Genomic DNA, 18,120 nt, shown 5'->3' with positions numbered 1-18,120 from the left:
AGGAGTGGGGGCAACAGCAGCTGCGCTGGTAGACTTATCCACAGTTGCTGGTAACAAAATCAGCAATCCGCCCTGGGTCAAATTTCAATCGGCAGGGTGGGTCAATTTTCCATCAGCGCCAACACTCTACCGCTCAGACACCAAGGCACCGCTGTCGGTGGTCTCGCAGCGTTACCACACCGTGCAGCCCAAGGATGTGCTGGAGTTCTACCGGGACCTGACCGAGGTTTCCGGTTACGAGCTGGAAACTGCTGGTGTGCTCAAGGGCGGCCGCAAGTTCTGGGCGCTGGCACGCACCGGACAGGGCGCTGCACTCAAGGGCAACGACCAGGTGAATGGCTACCTGCTGCTGGCCACTTCCTGCGACGGCACCCTGGCCACCACCGCAACGCCCACCACCATCCGCGTGGTCTGCAACAACACCCTGACCATCGCCCTGGACGGCACCAGCCGTGCGATCAAGGTGCCGCACAGCACCCGCTTCGACGGCGATCTGGTCAAGAAGCAGCTCGGCATTGCTGTCTCGCAATGGGACGACTTCATGTACCGCATGCGCCATCTGGCTGAACGCAAGGTGCAGTGGCATGAGGCACTGGGCTTCTTCATGAACGTGATGTGCGAGACCAGCCCAACCGGCGCTCTGCCGGAGCAGCTGCCGAACGAGCGCGCTATGCGCAAAGTGCAGGAGCTGTACGAAGGTCGTGGTCGTGGCAGCCAGCTGGACTCGGCACGCGGCACAGCCTGGGGCTTGCTCAATGCCGTAACCGAGTACGTCGATCACGAACGCCGAGCACGCAGCACTGAATACCGCCTCGACTCAGCTTGGTTCGGCCAGGGTGCCCAGATCAAGCAACGCGCCTTGGATACAGCCCTGCAATTAGTCGCCTGACCTTTTCCCCACCCCATAACGCCCGACCCGCTTCGTTGCAGGTCGGGCGTTTCTATTTCTGCAAGGTGACCGCTATGAAAGCTACTTCATTGAATCGCAGCACCAGCAAATCCCGCCCGGCTCTGCGCCTGGTCAGCACCAAGGAACTGCCACGCGAGGACTGGCTACAGATCCGCAAGCAAGGCATCGGCAGCTCGGATGCAGCTGCAGCAGTAGGACTCAACCCCTACAAGTCGCAGCTGGAACTCTGGATGGAGAAGACCGGTCGTGATGCTGGGCTTCCGAAGGCCGATCCCCAGGATGAGGAAAGTCCGATGTACTGGGGCAACGTCCTGGAGCCCATCGTGGCCTGGCATTACAGCAAGCGCACCAAGCACAAGGTCCGCCGCATCAACGCCGTGCTGCAGCATCCCGATCCCCAGCTGCCCTGGATGCTGGCCAACATCGACCGCGAGGTGATCGGGGCCGACGATGTGCAGATCCTCGAATGCAAGACCGCGGGCATAAACGGGGCACGCCTCTGGAAGGAAGGCGTGCCGGAGTATGTGCAGTTGCAAGTGATGCACCAGCTCGCCGTCACCGGCAAACAGGCGGCGGATGTCGCCGTGCTGCTCGGTGGCCAGACGCTGGAGATCCACCGCATCGAGCGGGACGAGCAGATGATCTCCCGCCTGATCGAGCTGGAGCGCAAGTTCTGGCACTACGTGGAGACTGATACGCCACCACCGGCTGATGGCACGGCTTCCGCTGAGTCGGCACTGCGCTGCCTCTACCCGGAGGACAACGGCCAGGTCATCGACTTCAGCCAGCATGCTGGTCTGTCAGCGGCTTACATCGAGCTGAAAGCCGTGCGTCAGTCGATTGCTGACAAGGAAAAACGCGAGTCTGAGCTCAAGCAGATGCTGCAGCAGGCCATGGGCGATGCCAGTCGGGCGGAGTTCACCAGCGGCTATGTCAGCTGGCGCAAGGCCAAGGACAGCATCGGCCTCGATGTCGCTCAACTGCTCAAAGACAAGCCCTACCTGCAGGCCAAGTACCCGCTACTGAAACCGGGTGCACGGCGCTTCCTGGTCGGCTGAAACCCAACTTCTCCAACCCTTCCCTCCCACTTGGCCAGTCCATGCCGCTCACCCGGCGTGGCTGGCCTTTTTTCATTTCCAGGAGACACACCATGCTCAAAGGTCTGGCTATCACGCCGCCGGTACTCGGGCGGATTTCCATCGGCAAGGTCATCGAGAAGAACGGCAAACGACTACCGGAGAAGGATGACCAATTCACTATCACCTCACAGGTGCAAGGCAAGGACGGCTGGCTGCTGCACCCGCTCAATGACGAGCTACGTCAGGGCAAGGACGACAAGCTGCGCAGCATTCCGGTACGCCTGCTGTTCAACGAACCTGAGCTGAATTTCCGAGCCGACTACACACTGTTCGACCGGCAATCGGGGCGCCCGGTTTGCGTCGGTAATGGCGAAACCTGCAAGCGGGTCACACAGGACGGTATGCAGTCATTGCCCTGTCCTTCACCAGATGCCTGCCCACTCGCCAAAGGCGGTGCCTGCAAGCCCTACGGCCGACTGAACGTGGTCATTGGCGATGAGGATCCGCTGGGCAGCTTTGTGTTTCGCACCACTGGCTTCAACAGCATCCGCACCCTCGCCGCTCGCCTGCATTACTTCCAGGCCATCTCGGGTAACCGCCTGGCCTGTCTGCCGCTGGAGTTGCGTCTGCGTGGTAAGTCGACTCGCCAGAGTCATGGTACGCCGATCTTCTACGCCGACCTGACAGTACGCGGCAGCATGGACATGGCTGAAGCACTTGTGACCGCCAATGAACTCGACTCACGGCGCCAGGCTGCTGGCTTCAATCAGGCCGCGTTGGATGAGGCTGCGCGACGCGGATTCGGCAACGGTGCATTCGAGGACAGCGAGGAGGATGCCGGCGCGATCGTTGAGGAGTTCTACCCCGAAGGAGAAAGCCCGACAGCCATCAACCCTCAAGTCACTGCCACCAAAACCAGGTTGGCTGAGAAGCTGGATGCACAAGCAGAGCGAATAAAGGAGGAGGCATGAAACGGCTACTACGCACTTTCGGTGCTGTGATGATCTTTGCCGGGATTCTATCGGGCTGTTTAGGTGTATTGCTGCTGGCGATTCTAATGGTGCGCTTTCCACCATTGCTGATAGCCGTGGTGTTTGCGTGCTGGATCTACCGAAAGCAGAAAATCACATAAACCCTTTGAGTGCCGGGCTTGGATGGGCAGTCGAAAGGCTGTCCAACCGGCTCCAGTTTTTCTTTTGCTCTGTACCAGCGCTGTTACTGGTTATGAAAGGTCCGTGATGGGCGAAGAACCGGTATCCTTGGAGCTGCAATGACTCGACTGATAGCAGCCACATGTTTTCGGCTGCTGCGGGACATATTGGAGACGCAACAGCCGACCTGCAGGAATTGATGCCCTTCCTGCAAGGTGCTGCCGCTCGGGGTTGAGCAGTAGCTACGAGAACATAAAGGAAGAGCCGAAGGCTGCGGCCTGTGGCTTTGCACAACTATAGGAATGAGAACAGAGCGATGCCGGAACTTCACTTCAAGGGGAAAGAGTTTGTCTTCAACCACCACCTCGGGGTGCCGTATCGGCCTCTCCAGCCGGACGCCAACAAGTCTGTCGGCGGTGCTGCGCTGGACGGCAATCTCATCATCCAAGGCGACAACCTACACGCGCTAAAGGCGCTTATGCCGTTCTATGCGGGACAGGTTGACTGCATCTTCATCGACCCGCCCTACAACACTGGCAACGAAAAGTGGTCATATAACGACAACGTCAACAGCCCCATTCTGAAGGACTGGCTCACGACGAATCCAGTGGATAAAGAAGACATGCTGCGCCACGACAAGTGGTGCTGTTTGATGTATCCCCGGTTGAAATTGCTCCATGAGCTGCTCGCTGAAGATGGCAGTTTCTGGATGACTCTTGACGATAATGAAATCCATCGGGCGCGAATGCTAATGGATGAAATTTTCGGTGAAGGGGCATTCGTTGCCTCCATCGTCTGGCAGGCTCGTTATTCGGTTTCAAGTGATGCGTCGGTTTCCAACTCTCACAACCACATTCTTGTCTACTCAAAAGCACCTGAAACCTGGAAAAAATTGAGGAATGAGATTGAACGAGACGAGAAGCAAGCGCGCCAATATTCAAACCTAGACAAAGATCCAGAGGGGCCTTGGAGGGCGATACCCTGGGATGCGCCGGAAGAGCGAGAGAACCTCTGTTATCCAATTAAAACCCCTAAGGGCTCACTCAAGTATCCGCCAAAAGGACGGCATTGGTCGCGGGAAGAGTCGCAGTGGTTAGAGTTGGTCGAAAAAGGACTGGCATACTTCGGTAAAAACGAAGATGGCGCACCATCATACAAGCGCTATTTGAAACATGCGGAAACCGTCGTTCCGACTACTTGGTGGCCGCACGACAACTCTGGACATACTGATGAGGCCAGCAAGGAATTGGCAGCATTCAATCTTGAAGAACAGTTTGCAACACCGAAGCCTGTGAGGCTATTGGAGAAGATTCTTCAGATTGCGACTCGCCCTGATAGTTTGGTCTTGGATAGTTTTGCAGGCTCGGGGACTACCGCGCATGCCATTCTTCGCCTGAACAAACGAGATAGTGGTAACCGTCGATTCATCTTGGTGGAATGTGAGAGTTATGCTGACCGCCTTACTGCGGAAAGAGTTCGGCGCGTTATCGGCGGATATGCTTTTGAGGGCACGACCAAGGAGCAGCTGCTGTCAACGAAGATTTCCTTCACTAGCCTGAAGAAGGCAGACAAGCTGTTGGCGCAAATCCAAGGCATTGAAAACCTCGAAGGCCATCGCTTCGACAAAATCACCAAGAAAATCGAGAACGACACGCTCACTGTGGTCGGTGAGAAGAAGGTAACCGAAAAGGTCGAGGGATTGGGCGGCAGCTTCACCTACTGCACGCTGGGCGAACCGCTGGACCTCGATAAGCTGCTGACCGGCGAGGCGCTGCCGGACTACCTTTCGCTGGGTTCATGGCTGTTCCATACGGCGACCATGGCTGCGCTGGAGCCTGCCAAGGTTAATGAGGTCGAGTGGTACTTGGGCGAGTCGAGCCAGTACCACGTGTGGCTGGTCTATCGCCCTGAGCTTGAATTCCTCAAGTCCCGTGATGCGGCACTCACGCTGAACCTCGCGCAGAAGATTGCTGCAGCGAAGTCCGGCAAAAAGCATCTGGTGTTCGCAGCAGCCAAGTTCGTCCCGAATAAGGATCTGCTGCCCATGGGCGTAGAGTTTTCGCCGCTGCCATTCGCCTTGTACCGTGTGGAGAAGTGAGCCATGGAGTACAAGGACTATCAGCAGCGCGTGCTGGACACGCTCGATGTGTACCTGTCTGAACTGAAGGAGCGCAAGTACAAGGCTGACAAGGTCGAGGAACTGCGCCGCGCAAATCCTGACCTGGGTATCCCGTTGCCGGACTTCTGCGGCGAAACCTGGACTGAACTGAACGCGAAGGGCTGGCTGCCCGCGAGCCGCACAAACATCCCCTACAGTCCGCGCAAGGACGGGGTAGGACGTGCTGTGCCAAGCATCTGCGCGAAGGTACCGGTCGGCGGCGGCAAAACCTTGCTGGCCACGGCAGCGGTGCAGAAGGTGTTTAGCCATCTGCTCAACAGCAACACAGGTTTTGTGCTGTGGGTGGTGCCCAACGAGGCCATCTACACCCAAACCAAGCGACAACTGGCGAACCGTGAGCACCCCTACCGGCAACTGCTGGAAAAGGTCAGCGCCGGCAAGGTGAAGGTGCTAGACAAGGACGACCCGCTCGATGCGCGGGACGTGGAAACGCACTTGTGCGTGATGATGTTGATGCTCCAGTCCGCAAACCGCGAGACCAAGGAGACACTGCGCTTCTTCCGTGACCGTGGCAACGTCCGGGGCTTCTTCCCAGTGGGCGATGACTACGACGCCCACAACGCGCTGAAGGCTGAGATACCCAACCTTGACTGCTACGCGGAACTGATTCCCGGTGGGCAGGCGAACATCATCAAGGACAGCCTCGGCAACGTGCTGCGCCTGATTCGCCCGATGGCCATCATCGACGAGGGCCACAAGGCGTACTCGACCAAGGCGATGGAGACCATCTACGGTTTCAATCCCAGCTTCGTGCTGGAGTTGTCAGGCACACCCCGTGACCGTTTGGGCGACACCCCGCCGACCTACGCCAACTGGCTGGTGGACGTGCGTGGCGCAGACCTCGAAGCCGAGGACATGATAAAGCTGCCTATCAACCTGAAGGTGAAGGCTGGGGATGATTGGCGCGACTGCATTCGTGACTCGTGGGACCTTCTGAAGCAGTTACAGGCCGATGCAGACAAATTGCATGCGAACGAAGCGACCTACATCCGCCCCATCATGCTGGTGCAGGTGGAGCGCACGGGTAAGGAGCAGCGCGAGTCGGGCTACATCCACACCGAAGACGTGCGCGATTACTTGAAGCTGTTGGGCCTTGACGACGCGGAGATTGCAGTTAAGAGCGCCGAGGTCAACGACCTGAAGAACCCGGAAAACCAAGACCTGCTCAGCCCGAACAACCGGGTGCGGGTGGTGATAACGAAGTCGGCTTTGCAGGAAGGTTGGAACTGCCCGTTCGCGTACCTATTGTGCTCGCTGGCCGCGAACTCGAACCTGTCGGCCATGACCCAATTGGTGGGTCGTATCTTGCGTCAGCCCTATGCACGCAAGACCGGCGTTCCGTCGCTCGACCAGTGCTATGTGGTATGCCACCACGCATCAACCCGCGATGTCGTTACGAACATCAAGAAGGCGCTGGAGGAGGATGGCATGGGCGACCTCGTGGACCAAATTCGGGACACGAGTGATGGTTCTGGAACGACCAAGGCCAAGCAGGTGCTGAAGCGTCGTAGCCAGTTCAACAAAGTCGAAATTTTCTTGCCGGTGGTGAAGTGGGTGGATGGTTCGGTCGCTCGTGACCTCGATTACGAGCAGGACGTACTGGCGGCTGTCGACTGGAACGGTGTGGATGTCGACACGCTCGCTGATGGCATCAAGCCGGGAGCTCATCTGGAGCGAACGCAGGTCACGCGCATTAGCTTTGTCGGTGCGGACAAGGGTGAACTGCTTAAGACTGATGCCGCTATCGCTGCTGAAGACGCGGTACTGTTCGACCCCGTCTATGCGACGCGTATCGTGTCTGACATTGTCGTGAACCCATGGGTTGCGCGTGACTTGGTCGGACGCTTCTATGCCCGCTTGGTGGCTCGGGGCTTCGAGGCAAAGACTATCGGCGCGATGGCGTCTTACCTGCTGGAAGAACTGCGCAAGCACCTACTGGCTGAGCGCGACCGCATGGCCGAGGGTCACTTCATCGCGGCGGTGGCGAAAGGTGACATTCAGTTCCGACTGCGTGCGGACGGTGGCAACTGGCGCGTGCCACACACCATCACATCCGACCTGCCGGAAGGGTCCCGGAGCTTGCGTCGCAAGTCAGATGCACCGATTGAGAAGAGCGTGCTGGAGCCGGTACTGGAAGACGAACTCAACAATGACGAGCGCGACTTCGCCTGCTACATCGACGAGCAGGCTGCGCTGGTCTGGTGGCATCGCAACGTGGCGAAGTCAGGCCACTATCACGTGCAGGGCTGGCGTAAGGCGAAGGTCTATCCCGACTTCTTGTTCGGGCTAAAGGAGACCGGTGGCCAGCACAAGGTGATGGTCGTCGAGACCAAGGGCGACCAACTGGCCGGGAACGACGACACGAAGTACAAGCGCAAGCTACTAGAACTGATGACGCAGCACTTCCGCGAGGACGGCACCACCAAGGCGGGTGAACTGGAGCTTGTGGTGGCCGGTGACACCAAGGTCGTGTGCGACATGGTCCTCATCAGCGACTGGAAGACCAAGGTGCCGCACTACTTCAGCTGATGTGAACGACGCCCGGCGACGGGATGCCAAGCCAGCCGAGTTGGCTATGCGGGGGAGAGCAATTCTCTGCGCATAGCCCACTCGTCGGTCCGAGTTAAAGGCTGCAAAGGCCAAGTAGCCTTCCCATTCATCTATCTGCGACGAACACGGTTCAGAGTGCCCTTACGCAGACAGCGCGCCCCAGCAGGCTTCAAGCGAAGGTGCTGACCGTCCTTGACCAGGTACTTCATCGCGTAGTGCGTATGAGGCCGTATTGACTGATCATCCCTCTGGATATGGCCGATTCCACGCCTATCGCCATACCCCTCCTTTTCATGATTGCAGCTGTGGGCATAGCCCTGACCACGCGTGACCTCCTCCCATAGCTCACTGATCTCAATCGCCTTCCAAACATCCCGGCATACCTGGTTGCCATTGAAGAAGTAGGCCGCATGGATGTGATAACCACTCCCGTCATTGCGATCTCCGTGCTCCACTGAGTAGGTGTAGCCAATCAGGTGCTCGAATATCGGATTACGGCTGTGCTCATAGATCAGATCATCCAGGTGATCAAAGACCTGCTCGACGCGCTGCCTTGCCCGAGCTTCAGGTCGGTAGTAGAGGTCCAGTCTGATGACCGTAGTGCGTGAGTAAAGGCTCATCACAGCATCCGTGTACGCCTTGATCTCCATCTCTTGCTGCCTGGCCAGCCCCCGACGATCCCCCGGCTTGCGTCGATACCGTTGCTGGCGGGTCAACTCACGGATCCGTTCGGTGAGTACGTTCATGCTCTGGTGATGACTGAGCCAGTACGTCCCCGTCTCGCTCATGCAGACAGGGCCATTGGGTGAACGCTGAAGGCCGATGTCGTCACAGGCTTCCCGGAACGCTAACAGGTGCTCGCTGTAGTCGTATGGCACTCGGTCATCGAACAGGTTGTACATCTGCTGGACGTTGGTGAAGGACCGGGAGAGTCTGGTCTGCTCGACTTGCTCATAGCCTGACCGTTTGTGCGTAATCCGGAATGCGGGTGTATCGCTGCGCTCGATAGCCTGGACGAGTGATTCGATCTGCAGGGCTATGTCGGACTGTGAGAGGTGGGTGTTGTGCTTGCGGTTGTTCATGGCTGAGTACCTGGTTGGTTGTTGGTGCATACCAGGTACGTGGTGTGTTTCTTTTTACTGGTCTTCTTTCCCTCTGGTGTAGTCAGTGGTGATGGGTAGTGATGGTTAGTAAGAGTTGGTAGTTAACAGCTATATCAATAGATGCAGCCCTGACCAGAGCAGTCCCCCCCGAGCAGGCCGGGCAATGGGGAGCAACATTGCCGAGCCTGTCGAGAGATTTGCCGCATTGAGCTTTGGGAGAGTTAGCTGAGAGCCCAAAGCTGTTCGAGTCGGCATAAACGCCATGACCAGCCGAAGCCGATCATGGCGCAGGTGGCGGTTCTAGCTGGCCATGCTCAGATGGCCGATGGGACGCGTGGACGCGCCCTCTGCTTGGTCACGCTCCTCAATCCTGGCCAGGATCCAGTCGTGCACCTCGCTATCGACCCAGCCGACGCAGCGGTCGCCCAACGATACCGGTTTCGGGAAGGTGCCTTCGCCGATGTACTTGTACAGGGTCGACCGAGACAGGCCGGTCGAGTCGATGACTTCTTTCAGACGGATGATTCGCATGAGCAGGCTCCTCTGTGGCTCAGAGGATCTGCAGGGGCAGTAAAAAATCACCCGCCCTAGCTTGGCCTAGGGCACCTTGGTCTTGGTCAAGAGCGCCAGCCTGTAGCGCAGCTCCAAACCCAACGCCTCCTCTCCCACATACGGGTCAGACCTCCCTCCGCGCACGTCCCATACCCAAAGGCATGTATTACTGGCCTTGGGCGCTGGATAGACAATCAGCGACACGACGCTCCAGCCATCCCCTGCGTCAGGTGCAGGTATGAGCCTCACCAGCTGTGGGCTGTATTCTGGCCATACGTTCATACGGCGCAGCCCTTTGTAGATGCTTTCGGCCCATCGACACGCCTCAGCATGCAAGCTTTCCTTGAAGTCACTCCATCGGTCAGGCTCGCTCGGTTCGGGGCTAACCGTCAGTGGCTCGATTGACTTACCGCCAACGCTTTCGAAGCCTGCAGCCTTCAGATCGGCAATATCGCACTTAGGATCAGACCAGAGAGCCGTCAGCAGCTGTGACGCATGACTTGCCAGCCTGTGATAAAGCATCTCTTTAACTTGATTATCCACCCCTGCTAGCTGCACCGTTGAAGGCAGCGCAGCTTCGACCAGGTCGTACTTTTGCGGCCCTTTAACTGCATACACCACCAAGCCCCGCTCCTGCTTCCCCTGCCTCACTGGGAGCTGGGGGTGGTCGAGGTTCAGGTAGTAGATGCTCATAGTCTTCGAGCCGACCAAGACCCCATTGGACACCCCCGGCACATAGCTTCGAAGAAAGCCCAAGCTCAACAGACGATTCAATTGGTGCTTGATCGACGAGGAATCGAGCCCCGTCATTTCCCTCAGCTTGCGCCCGCTAAGCTCCGCCACTACACCGCACTTATCGGCCTCGCTAAGAAGAGCCGCCAATAAAACACGACTTGCAGCGCCCAGCCGTCCCTTAGCCCCCGGGGCGGCAGGCCGACCATCTTTGCGGATAGCTGGACGGGATGATTTTTCCTTCTGAGCTATCGATGTCGACGTGGCCTCCAGCCCAGTCGCATAGATATTCGGCTCAAGAAAAAGGCGAACGATGAGCTCGTGGTGGGCAAGATCTCTGTCCACTTCGCAAAGCACTCTGCGTACGTACTCCGAGGCTACGTAACCGACACCTGGGCGCCCAAGACCACCGTGCTGCTTATTTTCTATCAGAAGCCCAGCCCTGATCAGCTCCCTCGACGCATCTCTAGCGAACCTCTCCGTCAAGCAGAGCTCCTTCGCTACCGACTTGATCTCATAAGGCGCACCCAGCCAGTCAGGCTTTCTGAGCATCAAAGCCTGAAGAAAAAATCTTGACTCAGCATTAACATCTATTAGTGATGACAGAGCTATCATGCGCAAATAAGCCCGGATAAAACATAGATTTTAAGTGATTTTATACCTATAGAATCAGTATTCACAATTCATGTAACGGATACGTTAACAATTCGTTTAACACATCCATTAACAGTTCATTATTAAAATCCGTTAACGAGACAGTTAACATCGCTGTTAACACTACGCAATTAGCTGAGCATCCACCGCGCAGCGGCACCGCTCAGCAACAGGAGAAAATTGGATGGAGACGACCGGGAATAAGCCGGGCTGGCTAAAGAAGCTCGATCGTGAGGAGACAGTGTGGGCCGCAAACTACCTGCTGAATCGATGGCCTGATGAACTTGAGCCTAAGCCCGACCCGTCGCCCGTCATGGTTTTCATCACCTTTGGCGACTCGATCCGCACCCTGGAGTCAGATGTCGCAGGCGTGAAGCTCATTGAACGACTGAGAAACGCCATCAGACAGCGGCGCTATCGGCAAGCAGAAGGCGGTCGAAAGACGTGCTCGTTCACCCTGCCTCTCAACACCAAGGACAAGCTAAAAATCCTTGCAAAAAATGCTGACACCACCGAAACAGCGATCATAGAAAGTCTGATCGCAGGCGCCCTGCAGTCGAGCCAAGATCAGAAAGAGGGAAAGCGACGCGAGGCCCTGGAGAAAACAATCACCCGCAACTCAAGCAAGCTTGCGCAGGAGCTGAACAAGATCAGGCTCGAAGTGACCACCAAGCACCTGGACGCCAGCCTGAGACGACTGGCTGGCTGGCAGGTATACCTCAACGAACAGACCCCCGAACTTTCGGCTGAGCAGGAGTCCGAAGCTAACAGGATTGCCGAGAAGCGAATGCGCGAGATCCAGGAGGCAATCAGGGCCGTCCTAGCGAAGCATGAAATGATGAGCCCTAGGAACATCTGAGATCAGCTTCCCAGGGCAGCAACCCGCATCAGTGGGGGTCAAAGTGTGGGTCAATACGACAAGCAAAAATAAAGTATTTTAAAATCAACAACATATTTAATAAGAACACCGGCCACAAGCCGGCTTTTTTATTGCCTGTAATTTATGGCAGCCACCCTTCTAACCGTCGCTGCGTGACGTTAAAAACGGCTCCACACAGCTTTTTATGCCCGCAATGCGGCCAACCCATGCGCCAACAACCTTGGTCGACTTGGCCCCACCGCGCGCGCTGGGTAAGCTGCTGACCTTTTGCCCGAGCCTTTGCCATGCCTGTGTTCGAGATTCTGCTGCTGGTGCTTGCCGGTTTTGCTGCTGGTGGGATGAATGCCCTGGCCGGTGGCGGCACGTTTTTCTCTTTTCCGGCGTTGCTCGCTGCGGGTCTGCCGCCGGTGACGGCCAACGCCACCAATGCCGTGGCGCTGTGGCCGGCCAGCCTGGCTGGGGCCTGGGCGGCGCGGGATTCGCTGCGGCCGTTGGGGCGTTATCTGCTGCCGTTGTTGGCGGCCGGGCTGGCGGGCGGCTTGCTGGGTGGGCTGTTGCTGCTTGTTGGCGGCGATGCGGTGTTTGCCAAGCTGATTCCCTGGCTGCTGCTGGCCGCCACCGCGCTGTTTGCAGCCAGTCCCTGGCTGAGCCGCTGGTTGGCTGCTCGCCGTGCCGAGGCTGCACAACCGCCGCACGGCCCACTGTCACTGGCCGCGCATATCGGCGTATCGATCTATGGCGGTTACTTCGGTGCCGGCATGGGCATTCTGCAACTGGCGGCGTTTTCTATCGAAGGCCACCCGCTGGCCCGCGCCAATGCCCTGAAGAACCTGATTTCCGCGGTGATCTACAGCGTCGCCACCGCGACTTTTATCATCGCCGGCCGAGTCAGTTGGTATGAGCTGGTGATTCTGCTGGTGGGCGCCACCGTCGGCGGTTATGTCGGCGGTGCACTGGGCCAACGTTTGCCGGCCAAGTTCCTGCGCCTGCTGGTGATCAGCGTGGGCAGCGGGATGACGCTCTATTACTTCTGGGCGACCTATTTCGCCCAGTAGCCATCACTGCTTGCCGCGCTTGCGAAACTCCACTGGCGTTTCGCCGACCCAGCGCTTGAAGGCACGATAGAAGGTGCTCGGCTCAGAGAAGCCGGTGCGCTCGACGATCACTTCGATACGCTCGTCGGTGTTGAGCAGCAGGTCTTTGGCCAAACGGCAACGGTAGTCGGTGACCAGGTCGTTAAAGCGCACCCCAGCCATGGCCAGGCGCTCGCGCAGACGCCGCGCCGGCATGTTCAATCGCGCGGCGACCTGCTCCAGGGTCGCGCCGCTGTCGACCAGTAATTCGCCGATCAACTCACGTACCTTGCGCACCAGGTCCAGACGTTCGACTTCAGCCAGCTGCCGGCGCGCCAGCGACTCGTGCATGCGCAGTAATTCTGGCGCAGCGTGCCGTGAGGTCTTGTCCAGCACCGAGGCATTGAACACCAGCGCGTAACGCTCGCCGCCCAGTTGCGCCGGGCAGCCGTAGACCTGCTGATAGCGCTCGGCCGGCGCACCTTCGGTGTGCATGAACTGCACTTCATAAGGGGTGAAATCACCTTCGGTCAGCGCATCAAACAGGCGGATCACCGCGCCGGCGAGCATCTCCGGGAAGTGTCGCGGCGTGCCGGGAACCAGCCCAAGTAGCAGCACCGCGCGGTCGTCCTGCACCTCCAACTTGGCATTCAGGGTGTCGGAGAGCAGACGCACATAGCGCAGGGCATGGCGCAGGCCTTCGCCGAAGGTTTCACTGGAAAGAAACAGGTACTCCAGCAGCAGGCCGTGGAAGGCCGGCAGGTGTTGAGCCAGGTAGAGGCCGACATGCTCTTCGCCGCATTCGTCGATGGCGGCTTTCCAGAACAGCGCTTGGGCGGCATGGGGGAAGCGCCCGGCAGGTAAACCACCCGGCGGCAGGCCAACCCGCGCCAGCACCCGATCAGGGTCGGTACCGCTGGCACGCAGGGCGTCGATCACGGGGCGCATCAGCGCCACGTCGTCAGTCAGGTCACGCATATTGAAGAGTTCTTATTGTGTGCGAGGCGCGGCCATCTTAGGCAGCTTTAGGCCATGCGCTCAAGGCGTGAATGCAGGCAATTGACTGCCCCGCCACATAACCAGGCAGCACGGCCAATGCAGATACAGGCGCGCCATCTAAGCTGCTGCCACCGTTCTGAGGAGTGACCCCATGGCCATCGACTGGCTCGACCTGCCCGCCCCGCCCGCGCTACCCGGTCTTTTTCTGCGCGCCGCCCTGCGCCGCCGTGTGACCGGCCGCAGCCTGCCCGAGCTGGGCGTGCGCTGCCAGGTCACGGTAGACCCCAAGCACCTGTCGCGCTATCGGCAGATCTGCGGCTTTAGCGATGAGCATCGGCTGCCCGCACCCTACCCGCATATTCTGGCGTTTGCCCTGCAAATGCAGTTGCTCACCGATACGCGCTTTCCCTTTCCGCTGCTCGGCCTGGTGCATCTGGAAAACCATATTCGCGTGCTGCGCCCCCTCGGCGGTCTCGGGCCCTTTACCGTCAGCGTGCAGGTGCAAGACCTGCAGCCCCATGACAAGGGTGTGACCTTCAGCCTGATCACCCAGCTGCACGACCAGCTCGGTCTGCTTTGGGAAGGCGATAGCCGCATCCTTTGCCGTGCTCTGCGCCTGGACGGCAAAACGGCCGAACGCGCAGCCGAAACCACGCTTACCCAGACCACCCTGGCCCACTGGCGCGCCCCCGCAGATATCGGCCGGCGCTATGCGCGCATCGCCGGCGACTACAACCCGATCCATATGTTTGCCGCCACCGCCAAGTTGTTCGGTTTTCCCCGCGCCATTGCCCATGGCCTGTGGAACAAGGGCCGCGCCCTGGCCGAACTGGGCGCACGCCTACCGGATGCCGGTTACAGCGTGAGCGTGCGTTTCCAGAAACCGGTGCTGTTGCCGGCAGAGGTGCGTCTGCTGGCCAGCGAACCCGGCAGCCATGGCCAGTTCAGCCTCCTTGGCCAGAATGATCTGAGCCATATGAGCGGCAGTTGGCAGCCGCTGGACTAGGCGCACCGCAAGGCTTGGCGTTTTTGCGGGGGCCGATTATCGTGTCGACTCCTGCGCCCACGCGGTCATGGTTGACCCGCACGGCAACTCCAATGGATCAGAGAGCCTCAGCATGAAAAACACCGCCGTACTTGCCACGTCCTTCGTCCTCGCCTGCAGCGCACTGCAGGCCCATGCCCTGGACGCGTCCGGGCAGCGCTATGTCAATCAGCTGGTGCAGGGCGGTCCGGTGTCGATTCGCGAGGCCGCGCAGAGCATCTACCACAGCGGCTACCGTGACCAGGAAACCCTCGACGTGGCAGCCGAAGTGCTGCTGCAGAAGTACCGTAGCGCCTCCGATAACACCACCTCAGACGCCCTCGCCTGGGTCTGCAAGGCCTTGGCCAGCTCGGGTAACGGCCGCTACAAGCCGGTACTGAGCGAAGTGGTGGCCAACTCCGACAACCGCAAGCTCGACCGTCATTGCGAGAAAGCCGCTGACAGCCTCAGCGCCGGTGGCGCGCCTTACACCGCAGGCAGCGTCAACCTGGACGCCTACCGCGCCGGCCAAGGCCAAGCGGCTACTAGCACGCAAACGCTGACGCCCGCTGCTGCACCAGAGACCGCCGCCCAGGGCAGCGGTTCGTTCAGCGATATACGCACCGGTATGAGCATGGATGAAGTCAATGCGCTGCTCGGCGCGCCGACCGCCACCTTCTCGCACCAGACAGGCAAGGCCTGGATCCCGTTCAACTTCAAAGGCAAGGACGTCGCCCGCGTGGTGTCGCTGTACAAAGGCAAGGGGCGCATTACGTTTTCCCAGGAAAGTGTCTATGCCAACGTCTGGCGCGTGCTGGAAGTGACTAACAACCCGAACGAAAGCGGCTACCCATAACCTGCGGTATCGGTTTGCCGGCTTGAAGACCGGCCGGCAAACCCCGAAGCTATGCTCCTCTTTGCTGGAGCGCCTGATGAACCTCGCCGAACTGACCACCCGCATGCACGCCATTCGTGACCACAACGACTGGCGGCCATTCCACAGCCCGAAGAACCTGGCCATGGCGGCCAGCGTGGAAATGGCCGAGCTGGTGGAAATCTTCCAGTGGCTGAGCGAAGCGCAGTCCCGCGAACTACCAGCTGAACACCTGGCCCATGCCGGCCAGGAAATCGGCGACGTGATCCTCTACCTGGTGCTGCTGTGCGGCGAGCTGGGCCTGGATATGGAACAGGTGGTGCGCGCCAAGCTGGCCGACAACGAACGGCGCTTCCTCGGGAGCGCATCCAATGAGTGATCGTCACTTCGACGAACTGGCCACACGCTTTGCCGAGAAGATCTATGGCGGCGCCAAGGGCGCGATTCGCCTGGCCGTACTCCAGGCTGACCTGGCCGAAGCGCTACCCGAACGCCCACTGCGGGTGCTGGATATCGGCGCGGGCCTCGGCCATATGTCGCTGTGGCTGGCCGAGCGCGGCCATCAGGTGACGCTGACGGAACCCGCCGAACCGATGCTCAATGGCGCACGCGAGCGCTTTGCCGCCGCAGGACAAGACGCCACCTTTATCCAAGCGCCCTGGCAGGACCTGCTCGGCCAGCTTGAGCAAGCTTATGACCTGGTGATCTGCCATGCGGTGCTGGAATGGTTAGCCGAGCCGCACAGCATCCTGCCGGTGTTGCACCAGTTGTGCGCGCCCGGCGGCTGGCTGTCGTTGGCGTTCTACAACAAGGACGCGCTGATCTACCGTAACCTGCTCAAGGGCCACTTCCGCAAACTGCGCAAGGCCGAGTTCGCCGGGGAAAAACAGAGCCTGACCCCGCAGATGCCGCTTGATCCGCGCGAGCTGGCGGCGCAACTTGAGGCTAATTGGCAGGTCGAAAGCCAGAGTGGCGTGCGGGTGTTTCACGACTATATGCCGCAACCCTTCCAGGCCAAGGCCGAGCTGATCGATCTGCTGGAAATGGAGCTGGCCTACCGCCGCCACCCCAGCTTTGCCGGGCTGGGCCGTTATCTGCACTGGATCTGCCGGCCTCGCTGATTGCCCTCTCACTGGAGGCTGAACACTCAATGAAAAGACTGGGCGCATTACTGCTACTGGCGAGCCTCGCAGCCTGCCAGAGCGACAACCCGTATACCGCCGAAAGTAAGCCCCTGCCGCCTGCACCCGCACAGGCGGCCCAGCAACTGGATCTCAGCGCCTATCCGGCAAAACCACGCGACTTCGGCCGCTACCTTACCTGGAGCTGGCAACGCCTGCCTGCCGGCACGGCCTGGGCCAGCTCCGAGCAGGTGCAGGAAGCCCTCAGCAATGCCCTCGACCAGCGCGGCCTGCGCCCACATCGCGCCGGTAAAACCAGCGACCTCAAGGTCAGCGCCGAGCTGCGTTTGGAGCAACGCCTGCGCCAGGTCACCGAACACTACGGCAGCCAGTACGGTCATAGTCGGTATGGCAACGACTACGGCATGTGGGGCAGCGCGCCGCTGGTGCGCAGCTATACCGAAGAAGTCATGGTGGTGCGCATCGAACTGTTCGACGGCCAGGATGGCCAACCCGTCTGGAGTGCCAGCGCCGAAACCCTTAGCAGCGGCAGCCAGAGTGAACGCGCCGCCGCGCTGCGCAATGCGGTCCAACAGGCCCTGACGGCATACCCGCCAAACTGATTGCTGTATTAAAGGAGAGCACCCGTGCGTGCAACACTGCTGTTACTGCCCATGCTGTTGATCCTCAGCGCCTGCCAAACCGCGCAGCTGCAGCGCGACTTCGACCCTAACCGGGACTTTGCCGCCTACCGCAGCTGGAGCTGGCAGGAACCGGCGGTGCAATACAAACCTGATGACCCACGCCTGAAAAGCGACCTGACAGACCAGCGCATCCGCACGGCGGTCAGCCAACAGCTCGACCAACGCGGCCTGCGCCCGGCAGCGGCAAACACGCCAGGCGATCTCAAGGTGCAGGTGTGGATGATCGTCGACAATCGCCAGCAGCAGGTCAGTACCCAGCTCGGCGGCGCCTGGGGTGATCCCTGGAGCGGCGGCTTCTGGGGCGGCCCGAGTTACGTGGAAACCCGCACCCTGGACTATCAGGTCGGCACCCTGCAGATCGACCTGCTCGACGGCAAGGATGGCAAACTGGTCTGGCGCGGCAGTACTGAACAGGTGCTGCGCAATCCACATCCCAGCCCGAGCGAGCGCGAGGCCGCGATTCGCCGCAGCGTGGAGGACGTATTGAGCCAGTACCCGCCTCAATGAGCAGCAGCGTGCCCACCCCGCTGACCCA

General features: G+C 59.5%; 18 protein-coding genes. 14 read left to right on the top strand and 4 right to left on the bottom strand.

What is annotated here, in order from left to right; genetic code table 11:
• The first annotated feature begins 4 nt into the window (after positions 1 to 4).
• The 6 genes from HBN63_RS16765 to HBN63_RS16740 all read left to right on the top strand — a co-directional run bounded on the left by HBN63_RS16765 (position 5) and on the right by HBN63_RS16740 (position 7,848).
• On the top strand, positions 5 to 889 hold the full coding sequence (locus HBN63_RS16765; RefSeq protein ID WP_345940494.1) for a DUF932 domain-containing protein: 885 nt from the start codon (positions 5 to 7) through the stop codon (positions 887 to 889).
• A gap of 74 nt (positions 890 to 963) precedes the next feature.
• Positions 964 to 1,968, top strand: coding sequence for a lambda-exonuclease family protein (locus HBN63_RS16760; RefSeq protein ID WP_170050190.1), 1,005 nt, complete (start codon positions 964 to 966; stop codon positions 1,966 to 1,968).
• Positions 1,969 to 2,060: 92 nt separating this feature from the next.
• A complete protein-coding gene (locus HBN63_RS16755; protein ID WP_170050189.1) occupies positions 2,061 to 2,960 on the top strand; it encodes a hydrolase or metal-binding protein in 900 nt (299 codons plus the stop codon).
• Entirely contained in the window at positions 2,957 to 3,121 is a 165-nt protein-coding gene (locus tag HBN63_RS16750) for a hypothetical protein (protein WP_170050188.1), read from the top strand. Before HBN63_RS16755 ends, HBN63_RS16750 begins: the two co-directional genes overlap by 4 nt.
• A gap of 335 nt (positions 3,122 to 3,456) precedes the next feature.
• The gene (locus HBN63_RS16745; protein WP_170050187.1) at positions 3,457 to 5,238 is read left to right on the top strand and encodes a site-specific DNA-methyltransferase; all 1,782 of its coding nucleotides are present in this window, start codon (positions 3,457 to 3,459) and stop codon (positions 5,236 to 5,238) included.
• A gap of 3 nt (positions 5,239 to 5,241) precedes the next feature.
• Positions 5,242 to 7,848: a DEAD/DEAH box helicase family protein gene (locus tag HBN63_RS16740; protein ID WP_170050186.1), complete on the top strand. Its 2,607-nt coding sequence runs from the start codon at positions 5,242 to 5,244 to the stop codon at positions 7,846 to 7,848.
• 131 nt (positions 7,849 to 7,979) lie between these two features.
• Here the strand turns inward: HBN63_RS16740 and HBN63_RS16735 are convergent, their stop codons facing one another.
• From HBN63_RS16735 to HBN63_RS16725, 3 genes are all read right to left on the bottom strand, one after another.
• Positions 7,980 to 8,951: an inovirus-type Gp2 protein gene (locus HBN63_RS16735; RefSeq protein ID WP_170050185.1), complete on the bottom strand. Its 972-nt coding sequence runs from the start codon at positions 8,949 to 8,951 to the stop codon at positions 7,980 to 7,982.
• A 321-nt stretch (positions 8,952 to 9,272) separates the two neighbouring features.
• On the bottom strand, positions 9,273 to 9,503 hold the full coding sequence (locus HBN63_RS16730; RefSeq protein ID WP_121378656.1) for an AlpA family transcriptional regulator: 231 nt from the start codon (positions 9,501 to 9,503) through the stop codon (positions 9,273 to 9,275).
• A 66-nt stretch (positions 9,504 to 9,569) separates the two neighbouring features.
• Complete coding sequence (locus HBN63_RS16725) at positions 9,570 to 10,601, bottom strand: hypothetical protein (RefSeq protein WP_170050184.1); 1,032 nt, start codon at positions 10,599 to 10,601, stop codon at positions 9,570 to 9,572.
• 493 nt (positions 10,602 to 11,094) lie between these two features.
• Between HBN63_RS16725 and HBN63_RS16720 the strand changes: the two genes are divergently transcribed.
• Complete coding sequence (locus HBN63_RS16720; protein WP_170050183.1) at positions 11,095 to 11,769, top strand: hypothetical protein; 675 nt, start codon at positions 11,095 to 11,097, stop codon at positions 11,767 to 11,769.
• A gap of 305 nt (positions 11,770 to 12,074) precedes the next feature.
• A complete protein-coding gene (locus HBN63_RS16715; RefSeq protein WP_170050182.1) occupies positions 12,075 to 12,845 on the top strand; it encodes a sulfite exporter TauE/SafE family protein in 771 nt (256 codons plus the stop codon).
• A 3-nt stretch (positions 12,846 to 12,848) separates the two neighbouring features.
• Here HBN63_RS16715 and HBN63_RS16710 read toward each other — a convergent pair whose 3' ends face one another.
• Positions 12,849 to 13,841 (bottom strand): AraC family transcriptional regulator, encoded by a 993-nt coding sequence (locus HBN63_RS16710; RefSeq protein ID WP_170050181.1) that lies wholly within the window; start codon positions 13,839 to 13,841, stop codon positions 12,849 to 12,851.
• Positions 13,842 to 14,013: 172 nt separating this feature from the next.
• On the opposite strand from HBN63_RS16710, the gene HBN63_RS16705 reads away from it, so the two are divergent.
• From HBN63_RS16705 to HBN63_RS16680, 6 genes are all read left to right on the top strand, one after another.
• Complete coding sequence (locus HBN63_RS16705) at positions 14,014 to 14,868, top strand: MaoC/PaaZ C-terminal domain-containing protein (protein WP_170050180.1); 855 nt, start codon at positions 14,014 to 14,016, stop codon at positions 14,866 to 14,868.
• A gap of 112 nt (positions 14,869 to 14,980) precedes the next feature.
• Positions 14,981 to 15,742: a hypothetical protein gene (locus tag HBN63_RS16700; protein WP_170050179.1), complete on the top strand. Its 762-nt coding sequence runs from the start codon at positions 14,981 to 14,983 to the stop codon at positions 15,740 to 15,742.
• A 76-nt stretch (positions 15,743 to 15,818) separates the two neighbouring features.
• Entirely contained in the window at positions 15,819 to 16,139 is a 321-nt protein-coding gene (locus HBN63_RS16695; protein WP_160089272.1) for a nucleotide pyrophosphohydrolase, read from the top strand.
• On the top strand, positions 16,132 to 16,881 hold the full coding sequence (locus tag HBN63_RS16690) for a methyltransferase (RefSeq protein ID WP_170050178.1): 750 nt from the start codon (positions 16,132 to 16,134) through the stop codon (positions 16,879 to 16,881). Before HBN63_RS16695 ends, HBN63_RS16690 begins: the two co-directional genes overlap by 8 nt.
• 29 nt (positions 16,882 to 16,910) lie before the next feature.
• Entirely contained in the window at positions 16,911 to 17,504 is a 594-nt protein-coding gene (locus HBN63_RS16685) for a DUF4136 domain-containing protein (protein ID WP_170050177.1), read from the top strand.
• Between the two features lie 24 nt (positions 17,505 to 17,528).
• A complete protein-coding gene (locus HBN63_RS16680; protein ID WP_345940493.1) occupies positions 17,529 to 18,092 on the top strand; it encodes a DUF4136 domain-containing protein in 564 nt (187 codons plus the stop codon).
• The last annotated feature ends 28 nt before the right edge of the window (positions 18,093 to 18,120 follow it).

The sequence above is a fragment of the Pseudomonas sp. WS 5011 genome, assembly GCF_012985775.1.
GTDB lineage: Bacteria > Pseudomonadota > Gammaproteobacteria > Pseudomonadales > Pseudomonadaceae > Aquipseudomonas > Aquipseudomonas peli.
The sequence above is the reverse complement of the archived record's forward strand: the minus strand, read 5'-3'. Positions and strand labels throughout refer to the sequence as shown.

Bases quoted from the DNA above. Each gene is read 5' to 3' on its own strand.
- HBN63_RS16760 (WP_170050190.1), top strand. From the start codon at position 964: ATGAAAGCTACTTCATTGAATCGCAGCACCAGCAAATCCCGCCCGGCT.
- HBN63_RS16755 (WP_170050189.1), top strand. From the start codon at position 2,061: ATGCTCAAAGGTCTGGCTATCACGCCGCCGGTACTCGGGCGGATTTCC.
- HBN63_RS16750 (WP_170050188.1), top strand. From the start codon at position 2,957: ATGAAACGGCTACTACGCACTTTCGGTGCTGTGATGATCTTTGCCGGG.
- HBN63_RS16745 (WP_170050187.1), top strand. From the start codon at position 3,457: ATGCCGGAACTTCACTTCAAGGGGAAAGAGTTTGTCTTCAACCACCAC.
- HBN63_RS16740 (WP_170050186.1), top strand. From the start codon at position 5,242: ATGGAGTACAAGGACTATCAGCAGCGCGTGCTGGACACGCTCGATGTG.
- HBN63_RS16735 (WP_170050185.1), bottom strand. From the start codon at position 8,951: ATGAACAACCGCAAGCACAACACCCACCTCTCACAGTCCGACATAGCC.
- HBN63_RS16730 (WP_121378656.1), bottom strand. From the start codon at position 9,503: ATGCGAATCATCCGTCTGAAAGAAGTCATCGACTCGACCGGCCTGTCT.
- HBN63_RS16720 (WP_170050183.1), top strand. From the start codon at position 11,095: ATGGAGACGACCGGGAATAAGCCGGGCTGGCTAAAGAAGCTCGATCGT.
- HBN63_RS16715 (WP_170050182.1), top strand. From the start codon at position 12,075: ATGCCTGTGTTCGAGATTCTGCTGCTGGTGCTTGCCGGTTTTGCTGCT.
- HBN63_RS16710 (WP_170050181.1), bottom strand. From the start codon at position 13,841: ATGCGTGACCTGACTGACGACGTGGCGCTGATGCGCCCCGTGATCGAC.
- HBN63_RS16705 (WP_170050180.1), top strand. From the start codon at position 14,014: ATGGCCATCGACTGGCTCGACCTGCCCGCCCCGCCCGCGCTACCCGGT.
- HBN63_RS16700 (WP_170050179.1), top strand. From the start codon at position 14,981: ATGAAAAACACCGCCGTACTTGCCACGTCCTTCGTCCTCGCCTGCAGC.
- HBN63_RS16695 (WP_160089272.1), top strand. From the start codon at position 15,819: ATGAACCTCGCCGAACTGACCACCCGCATGCACGCCATTCGTGACCAC.
- HBN63_RS16690 (WP_170050178.1), top strand. From the start codon at position 16,132: ATGAGTGATCGTCACTTCGACGAACTGGCCACACGCTTTGCCGAGAAG.
- HBN63_RS16685 (WP_170050177.1), top strand. From the start codon at position 16,911: ATGAAAAGACTGGGCGCATTACTGCTACTGGCGAGCCTCGCAGCCTGC.